We start from the raw sequence: 14,207 nt of genomic DNA, 5'->3' as shown, positions 1-14,207 counted from the left end.
GGAACAGATGGCGGAGATAACTTACCTGCAGGTAATTCAATATATGGGAAAATAAAAAAATGAAAACCGACCCACCCTCTTTTAAACCAGAGGGATATTACTATATACCAGCGGTTGAAAACTGCTTGCCTGTAGCATAAAACAACTGACCTTTTCTAAAACAAAGCCGGAAGTGCAGCAACACTTCCGGAAGCGTTAGGTCGGGATAAACAAATGTTGGACTCATTGATTATCTAATAACCATAACAACACAAATGTATGAATTTTAATATTCGTAGTGAAGGCAATAATGTATTGCTAAAAATTGACTGTTTGCCTTTTGCTTGTAAAAAAAACAAGTTTAAATTTTTTTTAATAATGAAATTGACTGTTTTGCTGATGACAGCATTTTGTTTGAAACTGAGCGCTGCCGCGTGGTCTCAGCAAATAACCATCAGGACAAAAAATGAACCTTTTAAAAATGTAATAGAGCGGATAGGCCAACAAGGTGGCTGCTCCATACTGGCAGACGTTAAAGAAATAAGTAATGCCCACAGCCTTTCCCTCAATTTGAAAAATGTTTCATTGAAACAGGCATTGGATGCTTGTTTCGAGAGCCAGCCTTTTACCTATCAATTAATAGATAAGGCCATCCTGATTACAGCGAGGAAACAGCAGCAACTGGCGCCTGTTTCGTGGGTGTTGAACGGTAAGGTGGTGAGTGAAACAGGTGAGCCTATTGCCGGCGCCTCGGCCTACATTAAAGGAACCAGGCGCGGTGCCTCAACTGATGTAGACGGAAGATTTATTATTGAAATAGATGCAGCTACAGATTCTTTAGTAGTTACCTCAGTAGGATATAAAGAAAAAATAATAGCCGTGGGAAACGCACGGGAAATGACCATTATATTGGAATTGGATCTGGAGCGGCAAAAGATAGAAGAGATAGTAATAGTAGGTTTTGGAAAGCAAAAGAAAAAAAATCTTGTAGGTGCCGTTACTACGGTCAACGTTAAAGAACTTAAAGGGCCTACGAGTAACCTCACGACCATGCTTGCAGGACGAATAGCAGGTGTTATATCCTATCAGCGAAGTGGTGAGCCGGGGGCAGACAATGCCCAGTTTTTTGTCAGAGGCCTTGGATCTTTCGGAGGTGGTAAGGTTGACCCATTGATATTGATTGATGGTATTGAATCTTCAAATACCGACCTGGCACGGTTACAGCCCGACGATATATCCAGTTTTTCTGTACTTAAAGATGCTACAGCGGCAGCTGTGTACGGGGCAAGGGGAGCTAATGGCGTTATGCTTGTCAGCACAAAGTTGGGGGTAGAAGGGAAAACAAAATTTGATTTTCGGGCAGAGAATTCTATATCCAGCAATACCAGCAATTTTCAGATGGCTGATAATATAACCTATATGAAATTAGCCAATGAAGGTGCATTAACACGAGATCCGTTGGCTGCACTTCCCTATTCACAGGCAAAGATCGATTACACGGAAAGGGGCCTAGACCCGTTACTTTACCCAAGTAACGACTGGATGAATTTGATGATAAAAGATTATACAATGAACCAGCGTTTTAATACTAGTATAACAGGCGGAGGACGAGTAGCTAAATATTATATCGCAGGTACTTATAACATAGATAATGGTGTTTTGAAAAATAACTCATCCAACAAATTTGGTAATAACATTAAACTACGGAATTATTCTATTCGTGCCAATAACACGCTGAACGTTACGAAAACTACTGAAATGATTATCCGTGTTTCCGGACAATTTGACGATTACCAGGGACCTATTGGAGGTGGAACAGATATTTTTAATTCGGTGCTTAAGGCCAATCCGGTTGCCTTTCCCGTAATGTATCCGGCTGAATTATCACCATTTACAAGCCATCCCATGTTTGGAAATTCATTAGTGACGGGAAGCTCATCTGTGCTCTATACGAATCCCTATGCAAATATGGTGTCCGGCTATCAACGTTATAGTACATCCACGATCAATGCACAATTCCAGGTGCAACAGGATCTGCGTTTCATACTACAAGGGTTATCTGCGAGAGCGATGGCCTATGTGTATAGATATGCCCGCTTTGCATCGCAACGCCGCTATTCACCTTTCTATTATCGCGCAAGTAATATAGATGGGGCAACCAATCTTATAGCTTTAAACGATGGAGGCCCGAATTCTGTAGGAGCAACAGGAAGAGAATATCTTGATTACACTCCTGGCGATAAAGATCAAACGAATAGGTATTACACAGAGTTATCCGCCAACTATGCTCATAAGTTTGGAAACAAACATGATGTTAATGGAATGCTGGTCGGCATCCTTCAAAACTCGCTGGTTAGTTATTATCATTTAAATGACAATAATAATGAAACGCTGGAAGCATCTTTACCAAAACGAAATACCTCGCTATCGGGACGTTTCCAATATATTTATGATTCCCGTTATTTAACGGAATTCAACTTCGGATATAACGCTTCCGAGCGTTTTGCCCAAAACCACCGCTGGGGATTCTTCCCTTCCATAGGTGTGGCATGGTCTGTTTCAAATGAAGAATTTTTTTCGGGTTTAAAAGACCACATTTCTAATCTTAAGTTGCGGGCATCCTATGGCCTGGTAGGTAATGATGCTATAGGAAACGACAACGACCGCTTTTTTTACATGTCGAATGTCAACCTGAACAACGGCGATTATGGGGCAAGATTCGGAACAGAATGGAACTATTATAGACCGGGAGTTTCCATTTCAAGGTATGCAAACGATCAGATCGGGTGGGAAGAGTCTCGCCAGTTGAATTTTGGATTAGATCTTACTTTATATGGTATTGATGTCGTTGTTGAAGCATACAGACAAAAAAGAAGCCATATTCTTATGGCGCGTAGCTATATACCCGGCACTTTGGGCTTACAAGCCGGTATGTCTGCCAATGTGGGAGAAGCAGAATCGGAAGGTATTGATATAGGCGTGAATTATAACAAGAATTTTTCGAATAGCATGTGGACGCAACTTAGAGCGAATGTAACCTATGCCAGGAATAAAGCTACGGTATACGACGAGGTTGTATATCCGGATAATGAATGGTACCGCTCTCATGTTGGGTATCCGGTAACGCAACAGTGGGGATATATAGCTGAAAGATTATTCGTTGACGATGATGAGGTCTCCAACTCACCTACTCAGTTTTTTGGTTCTGGCAGTGAAGCGAAGTATGGTGCGGGTGATATTAAATATCGGGATGTTAATAAGGATGGTGTTATTAATGAAGCTGATAGAGTACCTATCGGTTTACCTACGTCACCGGAAATTATTTATGGGTTTGGAGGTACTTTTGGTTATAAGAGCTTTGATATAAGTGCTTTTTTCCAGGGATCTGCAAGATCATCGTTTTTTATTTCTCCGAGTGCTATTTCACCATTTGTTACTGACGGAGGAAAACAAAATGGCTTATTGAACGTAATTGCAGAGGATCATTGGTCGGAAGATAACCGGAATTTGTATGCTTTCTGGCCAAGGCTCAGTAACATACAGAATAACAACAATAATCAGACATCCACGTGGTGGCTAAGAGATGGGGCATTCCTCCGCCTGAAAACGGTAGAACTGGGTTACGTCATGCCATCCAGAATATTGCCCCGTATAGGACTATCCAACCTTCGTATTTATTTAAACGCAACCAACCTATTTGTAATCAGCAAATTTAAAACCTGGGATCCAGAAATGGGAGGCAATGGCCTGGGCTATCCTGTACAACGGGTATATAATATTGGTATCAACTTAGGATTATAAGCATTTAAAGAAGAGAATATCATGAAAATAGATAAAAAAAACTCAATGAATAATAGATTGATTTCAATGCTTGCAATCATGCTGGTATTCTTTGCCAGCTCGTGCAAGCGCTACTTGGATGTTATTCCGGATAATGTAGCAACAATTGATCACGCTTTTGCAAATACGGTAGAAGCCGAGAAATATCTTTTTACCTGTTACAGTTATTTACCCAGTAGTGGTTCTACAGAAGGCAATGTTGGTCTTTTGGCCGGCGACGAATTGTGGATACCCGATTATCGGCAATATTTCCGTGCCGCAAACTGGAGTGTTATTGCCAGAGGTCAACAGAACACTTCTGATCCTGCTGATAATTATTGGGATGGTTTTCAGGAAGGTAAACCTTTATTTAAAGCACTTCGACACTGTAATATCTTTTTAGAAAATGTTAGTAATACGGGAAAGGTACTTGATCTGCCCGTGGATAAACGGGCCCGTTGGTTAGCGGAAGTAAAATTTCTGAAAGCATACTACCATTTTTACCTTTTAAGAATGTATGGCCCTATCCCTATCATAGAAAAAGACATTCCAATTTCAGCTCCTGCAGAGGAAGTGCGGGTAAGCCGTCGCCCGGTGGATGAATGTGTTAATTATATCGTCAAGCTATTAGATGAATCTTATCAAGATCTGCCTTCCATCATTAACAATAAAACAGATGAACTTGGCCGGATCACAAAGCCCATCAACCGGGCCGTGAAAGCGAAATTATTGTTGATGGCTGCCAGTCCCTTGTTCAACGGAAATACAGACTATAAAGACTTTGCAAATAAAGATGGTGAGCTGTTGTTTAACGGCACTTATAGCCAGGAAAAATGGAAATTGGCTGCGGATGCCGCAAAGGAAGCCATTTATGACGCAGAAGCTGCAGGAAACAAGTTGTATTATTATACGATTCCTGAATTTCAAATGTCAGATACGACCATGACACAGATGAGTATTCGTGGTGCAGTGACCGCGCGTTGGAATGATGAAATAATATGGGGATTATCAAATAGCCTGGCTAATCGTTTACAGCAAGCGGCTCAGCCATTACTTAATTCAGACATGGGAACGGGTTCCGCATTGGCCTCTCTGGCACCTTCGTTGAAAATTGTACAACAATTCTATACAAATCATGGCGTGCCTATCGAAGAGGATAACACCTACAATTTTAATGAAATCAATCAACTGCGGGTAGCAACTGCGGCGGAGCGTGTCAATTTTGAAGTCAGCTACCAAACGGCAAGACTGAATTTTGATCGTGAAAATCGCTTCTATGCAAGCATTGGTTTCGACGGCGGAAAATGGTTGACTGCCGATTTGCCGGCCAGAAAAGATTATGAGGCCTATACCGTCAAAGCCAAATCCGGTCAAATAAGCGCTGGATCAGGGTTTAATCTTTTCTCAGAAACGGGCTATTTCACCAAAAAACTGGTGAATTGGGAATCACGTTTTGCGGCTAATACCTCTGTACGGGAATACCCCTGGCCTGAGATCCGCCTGGCTGATGTGTACCTGATGTACGCTGAAGCGCTAAACGAAATGGAAGGGCCGGTGCAAGATGTGCACAAATATTTGGATCTCATTCGCAAACGGGCCGGCTTGGAACCAGTTACAACTGCATGGCAAAAATATTCCACAAATCCCTTGAAACCATCTACTAAAGAAGGTATGCGTGCTATCATCCATCGCGAACGCCTGATAGAAATGGCCTTCGAAGGAAGCCGTTTTTGGGATCTGCGACGTTGGAAAGAAGCAGCTGGAGAACTGAATACTCCTGTGCGCGGTTGGACTGTTTCACAAAGAGATGCAATCGGCTATTACCAGGTGCGCACGATTTTTCAGCAAAAGTTTATTGCACCTCGCGATTATTTCTGGCCTATACGGTTAGCCGAGATGTCAGTTAATCCGAATCTTGTTCAAAATCCCGGTTGGTAATTATTTAAATGAGATAAAATGAAGAATAAAGTAATCTATGCATGTGCTTTATGTTTATGCCTTTTGATAACAGAAGCATGCAAAAAAGACATATTAGGTCCTTTGGAGGGAAATGATACGCCCCCGGGTCAGGTCAGCAATGTAACTGTTGAAAACAAAGCGGGTAAGGTTAAGTTAACCTATACCTTGCCCAAAGATCAGGACTTACTCTATATTAAGGCCGTCTATGATATTCGCCCTGGTGTATCCAGAGAAGTAAAGTCATCGTATTACACCAATACGATGGAACTGGATGGTTTTGGCGACATGGAAGAACGTGAGGTGAAGATTTATTCATATAACCGGAGTGAAACAGCTTCAGACCCGGTGTTAGTAAAGGTCAAACCTTTGGAAAATCCGATATGGAGTGTATATCGAAGTTTGAAAATATTGCCCGACTTTGCCGGGGTGCGCTTTACCGCACAGAATCCTGAAAAGGCGAATGTCGCATTGGAAATCGTCCGAAAGGACTCTCTTGGCAAATGGGCACCGTTCTTACCGTTTATATACACTTCACAATTAATGATTAGTCAAACTACACGCGGGTTGGATACACTCAAACAAGAGTTTGGAGTGACCGTACGTGATAAGTTTTTGAACTATACCGATACTGTTTTCACTGCCATCAGCCCCTTTTATGAGGAACTCTTAAGTAAATCTTTATATAAGGAGCTTCATCTTGATGGAGATGCCAAAATTCAAAAAGTAACGGGAGGTATTCCAACGATGTGGGATGGGAACAATCAGAACCTTAATAGCAATCGTATGATGACTGATGTTGCAGACCCCAATCCACAGTATATTACGTTTGACCTTGGGCAGATGGCCAAATTGAGCCGGATAAAAATATGGAACTACTCAGAGTTTATGAGCAATGGTAAGCACCAGTTTTTTTATAACGGACAGCTTCGCCGCTTTGAGATATGGGGATCCGCAACCGCTAATCCGGATTGGAGTACTTGGACAAAATTAGGAGCATTTGAAAATATCAAACCGTCCGGATTGCCTTATGGTACGACTTCTCAGGAAGATTGGGATGCCGGCATTGCTGGATTTGATTACAATATGGATCCAAATGTGGGTAAAGTGCGCTATTTGAGGATTAAATGTCTGCAAAATTGGATGGGAAGTACCTGGTTTGAGATCTTAGAACTAAATGTATATGGCGATACCCGATAACATGCAGGAATTAATTATTGTAAAATGAAAATGCATTTTGAACATGAAAAAATTATATAGAAACAGAAAATGGATGTACCTGTCGATACTTTCATTTATCCTTATTGCATCTTGTGCTAAAATAGATGACTATAAAAAGTTTGTTGAAGGTGGAGAGATTTCCTATACAGGAAAGATAGATTCCGTAAAAGTATATCCGGGTGACGGACGCGTATTGATCCAGGGGCTGTTCCGCTCAGATCCGAAAGTGACAAGTTGCAGAATATATTGGAACGGCTTGAAAGATTCTTTAGAAGTTCCTGTCACAAGAACGGGAGGAACAGATACAGTGAAGCAATTTATTCAATTGCCTGAGAACTTATATAACTTTCAGATATATACTTATGATGCGCTAGGTAATAAATCTGTTCCTGTATATGCCACGGGCAGGTCTTATGGGGATGCTTATAAAACGTCGTTGAGCAACCGGTTAGTATTGTCTGCCGTAATCAATGCAAACAATGATGTAACGATCAACTGGAGAAATATTGATAAAACCTTAGGGGCTTTTGCAACAGAAATTACATATACCGATAACTCAAATAACGAACAGCGTGTTACAACGAGTGTTAACACTACTACTTCGTTATTAAAGGACTGTAAAACCGGGGCCCCTTTAAAGTACAGGACCCTCTATTTACCGGATACGCTTGCAATTGATACATTTTACACAGCATATCGAAGTTATCAAAACTTTATGTTCGATAAGACAAATTGGAAAGTGGTAGATTTTTCATCGAATCATGGTGGCAATGATAATAGAGTCGAAAATTTTATTGACGGTACAGCCGCAACAAGGTGGCATACTTTGGTTGGGCGAACTTATCCGCATTTTGCAGTTGTAGATATGCAAGGTAAAAAAACTATAACAGGCTTTGGTTTGCAAATAACTACTTATGAAAAACCAGATGGTGATAACAGGGCCCCCGATACTTTTCAAATGTTGGTCAGCGATGATAATGTTACATGGAGTAATTTAGGAACGTTCAATTTTAACCGGTTTCTGAATGCAGAGCAGCTCTATAACTTAGGTGCGCCAATTACAGCAAGATACTTTAAATTTATTGGAGTGACAGGGCCCGAGAACAATATGGTGTTGGGAGAAATTAATATTTATGGATATTAATTATTAACTACAGCTTTATAAACTGGAGTAAAATTGAAAATCAATTTAGTCACAGTAAATTTAGGGAATATGAAAACAAGAAGAAAGTTCTGGGGATAAAGGGATAAAAACTTCGCTGCGCCCGGTAAAAGATCAATAAATGATGGAATAAAAAGTATATATCTGTGAATATGCAATCAAATATCACAATATGATCTTTCACCATTTACTGAGTATAGGAAAAGAAGATTAGATCAATAAATAAATATATTTCACTTTTCCATTTTAGGTATACTAAATTATACAATAATATGTTCCTGTTAAAGAAGAAAATGGCTCTTTTGGTTGGTGTTACTTTTACCTGTTTTTCATTAAATGCGCAAACAACCATCCCGCTCTATCCCGAAAGCAAAATTCTTTACGCCAAAGAAGGTACAGAGATACCCAGGCTTACGGTTTACAAGCCCGCCCAAAAGAAATCGGATATAGCGGTAGTTGTATGCTCCGGCGGCTCCTACGGAGGTCGTGCTAATGACTGGGAAGGTATTCCTGCCTGTAAAAAGCTAAACGAAGCAGGTATTACTGCATTTCTCTTAGATTACCGGTTGCCTAAATCGGAAAGAATGGACCACAAGGAAATCGTTCCGCTTACCGATGCGCAGCGGGCGCTTCAATATGTAAGAGAAAATGCTGGTATGTATAAAATCAATCCTGCCAAAGTAGGCATTATGGGATTTTCTGCTGGCGGGCATTTAGTAACCACTGTTGCCACGCATTTCAATAAAACAGTGTTGCATAATCCTAAGCATACCAGTCTGCGACCTGATTTTTTAGTAGCCGTTTACCCGGTGGTGAGCTTTGCGGATAGTTTAACCCATTGGGATTCTAGAAATAATCTGATAGGGCCAGATATAACACCTGAAAAGATCCGGGAATACTCAAACGAATTGCAGGTAACCGGTGAAACACCGCCGACATTCCTGGTTTCTGCTATAGACGATGAAGTAGTAAAAGTGCAGAACAGCCTGTATTTTGAAGCGGCATTAAGGCAGCATCGTGTTCCGGTGAGAATGTTTTTATATGCAAAGGGTGGTCATGGTTTTGGAGTGGATCATATTAAAGATGTGGCGGTGCAGTGGACGGAACCCTGCTTTAAATGGATATTATCAGAAAAATGGAATACGAAAATAAAATACCGATAGTTTATGAGGAAACTTTTTGTATGTCTTGTTATAAGTGGTATGATATCTGGCTGGAGCAGCGCCCAGTCTCCCCGCATTGTAAATATCATCAATTTTATCCGGGATATTGAGCCGCGTGATCCGGATAATATTACAAAAGATGTTTTGTACCAGACGGTGGTCAATCAAATCAGGCTGATGAAAAAACACAGGCTGGGTGGTACATTTTTATTGCAATATGATGCATTGATAGACGAGCGCTATCAGCAACTATTGAAATCGCTTCCTGCCGGATCTTTTGAAATTGGCGGATGGTGGGAGATTCCGCAGCCACTCGTAGAAAAAGCCGGGATGAAATGGCGGGGACGTTATCCCTGGGACTGGCATGCTGATGTGGGATTTTCTACCGGATATACGCCTGCAGAAAGAGAAAAGCTTATAGATGTATACATGGCGGATTTCAAAAATATTTTTGGTTACTATCCTAAATCTGTGGCCTCCTGGTTTATAGATGAGCATAGTTTAAATTACATGTACGAAAAATATCAGATAGTTGCATCGGCTAATTGCAAGGATCAGTACGGTACGGATGGTTACACGTTATGGGGTGGATACTGGAACCAGGCTTATTATCCCAGCAAAAGGAATGCTTACATGCCTGCACAAAATAAAGAGCAGCAAATACCCGTTCCGGTTTTCAGGATGCTGGGCAGTGATCCCATTCACCAGTACGATGATGGATTGGAGCAGGCAAGGCAGGGCGTTATTACTTTAGAGCCGGTTTATCCAAAAGCGGGTGGCGATTCAGCCTGGGTACGCTGGTTTTTTAAGCAGTTAATTGAAGGGCCTTCTATGGTTTTTAATTACACACAGGCAGGGCAGGAGAATTCATTTACCTGGAGTGCCATGTCAAAGGGGTTAGAGATGCAGTTTCCCTTAATTGAGAAACTAAGAAACGAAAAAAAGATCCGCGTTGAAACCTTAGCCGAATCGGGCGAGTGGTTTAAAAAACAATTCCCGGTTACACCGCCTACATCGTTTACAGCTTTGGAAGATGTGCATAATGGTGATAAAAAAACAGTGTGGTTCAACAGCCGTTATTATCGTGTAAATCTATTGTGGGAACGAGGTACGCTGCGTTTCAGGGATATTCATCTTTTTGATGAATCGCTTCCATCCAGCTATGAGAAAGTTCCTGTTACGTCTAATGAATGCGTTTTTTATACGTTGCCGGTTATGGATGGCTACCTGTGGAGCAAACAGGGAAGCTACGCCGGCGGCTGGTTTAAAGTGATACTGAATGGCAGGGAAGAACTATTGAAGGGCGGCATACCTGCTGTGGATGATAAAGAAAAAGGCAAATTGAAAATCGCGTGGCCGCTGGAAAATATCACCGGAACGCTGTATTTTGAGTTTACTGAAAGAGATCTGTCAGTATATTTGAAGACGAGCAGTAACAAAAAATGGTTTATAGATATGCAGAAAGGTAAAAATATTGCGTTACCTTTTATTGATGTTCAGCAGAAAATGGTTCATGGCAATTTTGAAAATCATCCTTATAGCATTAAGGCCTTAACCGGAGATTTTGTGAAGGAGAAGGAGGTGATATTCCGGATAACTCCTGAACATCAGCGAATAAAATTATTGCTTACCAATGGCAAATAAATGCAACTTTTAGATAATGCTGTATAAAGCGTCCGCTCCTCACGGGTTGATGCTGTCGCTTCTGGCGATTATTAAAAATGAATTTTCCATACACCGCTAAAAGTTGTTTTTTATAAAAGAACAAAACAAAAAGTATTGAAAAAAACAAATGTGTTTGCGAGAGTTGCCGGCTACTTCCTGTTTAGTATTTGTATAAATACCCTTTCGGCACAAACAGTTACTGTAACAAACCTGAGAACCGGGTATTTACAGAATCCTCTTGGCATCGATGATCCCCACCCGCGCTTCACCTGGCAGGTCGATGCGAATAACGCACAACCCGGTTATCAACTTATTGTGGGAACGGATTCGGCCGCAGTGTTGAACGGAAAAGGAAATATGTGGGAAAGCCCGAAGTCAGATGCCGGTATCCAACTTCTGGAGTACGCCGGTAAGCCATTACAGCCGTTTACTAAATATTACTGGAAAGTAAACGTGAAGGATAATAAAGGGCATGCTTTATCTTCCCGCATCGCAACTTTTGAAACCGGGATGATGGGGGAGCATAACTGGCAGGGAACCTGGATCAGTGATCATAATGATATACATTATAAACCGGCCCCTTATTTCCGGAAAGAATTTAAGCTGAGCAAAACGATCCGGTCAGCAAAGGCCTATATTGCAGCAGCAGGTTTGTATGAGCTGTCGTTGAACGGAAAGAAAGTGGGGGATCATATGCTGGATCCTGTATATACCCGCTTTGACAGAAGACTGACATATGTAACGTATGATGTCACCAATCAACTGCAGCGGGGTGCGAATGCCATCGGGGTTATTTTAGGCAATGGCTGGTATAATCACCAATCCCTTGCTGTATGGGATTTCCATAATGCTCCGTGGCGGGGCCGGCCTGCTTTTTGCCTGGATCTGCGAATTGTGTACACAGACGGAACGGTAGCCGTTATTCGTTCAGAGCGTGACTGGAAAACCTCCTCGGGAGCGATTATTTCGAACAGCATCTACACCGGAGAGCATTACGATGCCCGGTTAGAACAGGAAGGGTGGAATCAACCGGGTTTTGATGATTCCAAATGGCAGGGAGTACGCTACAGGAGTGTACCTGCCGATAAAATTATTTCACAACAACTGGTTCCCATTCGGTTAACAAAGGCTTTTGAACCCATCAAAATCAATAAGATCAATGATACTACCTGTGTGTTCGACATGGGCCAGAATATGGCAGGGGTAACGAAGATACAGGTAAAGGGGAAGGAAGGAACCATTTTAAAGATAAGGCACGGAGAGCGGCTTTATGACAATGGGCGGGTAAATATGTCCAATATAGATGTATATTATCGCGGAAATAAAGAGGCCGACCCTTTCCAGACCGATATTTTAATTCTAAGCGGCAAAGAAGATGAATTTATGCCGAAGTTTAATTATAAAGGATTCCGGTATGTGGAAATAACCAGCAGCATTCCGGTTGATCTGAATAAGCATAATGTTACGTCATATTTTATACATAGTGATGTCGAACCCACAGGCTCCGTTGAAACTTCTTCTACATTGATCAATAAGCTTTGGACAGCTACCAATAATGCTTACCTGTCTAACCTGATGGGCTATCCTACGGATTGCCCCCAGCGTGAAAAGAATGGCTGGACAGGGGATGGGCATTTAGCGATCGAGACTGCTTTGTACAATTTTGACGGGATTACTGTATACGAAAAGTGGCTGGCGGATCATCGTGACGAGCAGCAGCCGAATGGTGTATTGCCGGATATTATTCCAACAGGAGGTTGGGGATACGGAACCGCAAACGGATTGGACTGGACCAGTACCATTGCAATCATTCCGTGGCAGTTGTACCTGTTTTATGGTGATAGCCGCCCGCTGCGGGATAACTATGAAAATATTAAATATTATGTGAATTACGTAGATCGCATCAGCCCGGATGGGTTAACAAGTTTTGGCAGAGGCGATTGGGTGCCAGTAAAATCAACTTCCAATCTGGAGCTTACTTCGTCGATCTATTTTTATGTAGATGCTGATATATTAGCTAAAGCTGCAAAACTGTTAGGAAAAACAGAAGATCATAACAAGTACACTGCCTTACGAAAAAAGATAAAAGAGGCTATTAATAATAAATTTTTGAACCGTCAAAGCGGTATTTATGCCAGTGGCACACAAACAGAGCTGAGTATGGCGCTGCACTGGAAAATTGTTCCGGAGGATATGATAGTAAAAGTTGCTGCCAACCTGAATAAAAAGGTAGAAGAAACAAACTTTCACCTGGATGTAGGCGTTCTGGGTGCCAAAGCACTGTTAAACGCGCTTAACGATAATGGCTATAAAGAGTCGGCTTATAGAGTTGCGGTACAGGATACATATCCATCGTGGGGCTGGTGGATCGTGAACGGCGCTACTACCTTATTGGAAAACTGGGACCTGAAAGCGGAAAGGGATATTTCAGATAACCACATGATGTTTGGTGAGATAGGCGGTTGGTTTTTTAAAGGTATTGGCGGCATCAGGCCGGATGAAAATGCTCCCGGCTTTAAAAATGTGATCTTTGCCCCCGCTTTTCCTGAAGACTTGAATTACTTTACAGCAACACATAACGGTCCCTACGGAAAAATTGTTTCGTCCTGGAAACGGATTAAAAATAAAATTGAGTACGAAGTGATAGTGCCTTCTAATTCAACTGCAACCATCACTTTCCCTGAATTAAAAAGCAAAGCTGTTTACCGGAATAACGAGCAAATAAAAAACACGGCATCGGTTCAGGTATCCTCAGGTAAACAGGTATTTACGATCAGGTAAATAAGGATTTATACAAAGGATTTATTGTTACGTATTGTATGGAGTGTACTTAGTATTCATTCAACCTCTTTAGAGCTCAGGAAAAGCATTTACAATGGTTGTTAAAAATTTAAAAAAACAAATACATCCAGTTCGTTTTGCTGAATGGAAAATATTGAACAGGAACTGGCTTACCCGGCCGGCGCTGTTTTTATTGAAGGCCTTGTTTATTTCAAAAACAAATGGTTCCTGTATTACGGCGGTGCAGATAGCAGGGTAGGCCTTGCCATTTTTTATCCGCAGGCTGACAACTGATATAACTTACAGGGACCGTTCGGAAAGATATATCCTTTCAGAAAGATATTGGAAGGTGTTATTTAGGGTGTTCCCGAAAATTAAAAGATAGTCATTGTACGATTATTTTCGTACATTAAGAGAGGGTGTCAAATTCATCATTTGTTTGTTGGGTGAGTATTTTTACT

General features: G+C 41.5%; 8 protein-coding genes. All 8 read left to right on the top strand.

Annotated elements, in window-relative coordinates; genetic code table 11:
* Positions 1 to 357 precede the first annotated feature (357 nt).
* The 8 genes from ACYVBM_RS05920 to ACYVBM_RS05885 all read left to right on the top strand — a co-directional run bounded on the left by ACYVBM_RS05920 (position 358) and on the right by ACYVBM_RS05885 (position 14,040).
* Positions 358 to 3,780: a TonB-dependent receptor gene (locus ACYVBM_RS05920; RefSeq protein WP_460684709.1), complete on the top strand. Its 3,423-nt coding sequence runs from the start codon at positions 358 to 360 to the stop codon at positions 3,778 to 3,780.
* Positions 3,781 to 3,801: 21 nt separating this feature from the next.
* On the top strand, positions 3,802 to 5,736 hold the full coding sequence (locus ACYVBM_RS05915; protein ID WP_460684708.1) for a RagB/SusD family nutrient uptake outer membrane protein: 1,935 nt from the start codon (positions 3,802 to 3,804) through the stop codon (positions 5,734 to 5,736).
* Positions 5,737 to 5,754: 18 nt separating this feature from the next.
* Positions 5,755 to 6,954 carry a DUF4959 domain-containing protein gene (locus ACYVBM_RS05910; RefSeq protein WP_460684707.1) on the top strand — a complete coding sequence of 400 codons (1,200 nt, stop codon included), beginning with the start codon at positions 5,755 to 5,757 and terminating at the stop codon, positions 6,952 to 6,954.
* Positions 6,955 to 6,997: 43 nt separating this feature from the next.
* Positions 6,998 to 8,119, top strand: a complete 1,122-nt coding sequence (locus tag ACYVBM_RS05905) for a DUF4998 domain-containing protein (RefSeq protein ID WP_460684706.1) — start codon at positions 6,998 to 7,000, stop codon at positions 8,117 to 8,119.
* 290 nt (positions 8,120 to 8,409) lie between these two features.
* Positions 8,410 to 9,300, top strand: a complete 891-nt coding sequence (locus ACYVBM_RS05900; RefSeq protein WP_460684705.1) for an alpha/beta hydrolase — start codon at positions 8,410 to 8,412, stop codon at positions 9,298 to 9,300.
* A 3-nt stretch (positions 9,301 to 9,303) separates the two neighbouring features.
* Positions 9,304 to 10,944 (top strand): hypothetical protein, encoded by a 1,641-nt coding sequence (locus ACYVBM_RS05895; RefSeq protein WP_460684704.1) that lies wholly within the window; start codon positions 9,304 to 9,306, stop codon positions 10,942 to 10,944.
* 135 nt (positions 10,945 to 11,079) lie between these two features.
* Positions 11,080 to 13,746, top strand: coding sequence for an alpha-L-rhamnosidase (locus tag ACYVBM_RS05890; protein WP_460684703.1), 2,667 nt, complete (start codon positions 11,080 to 11,082; stop codon positions 13,744 to 13,746).
* A 144-nt stretch (positions 13,747 to 13,890) separates the two neighbouring features.
* Positions 13,891 to 14,040: a hypothetical protein gene (locus ACYVBM_RS05885; protein WP_460684702.1), complete on the top strand. Its 150-nt coding sequence runs from the start codon at positions 13,891 to 13,893 to the stop codon at positions 14,038 to 14,040.
* Positions 14,041 to 14,207 lie beyond the last annotated feature (167 nt).

The organism is Niabella aquatica, from assembly GCF_054779315.1.
This window is presented reverse-complemented; position numbering and strand designations above follow the sequence as displayed.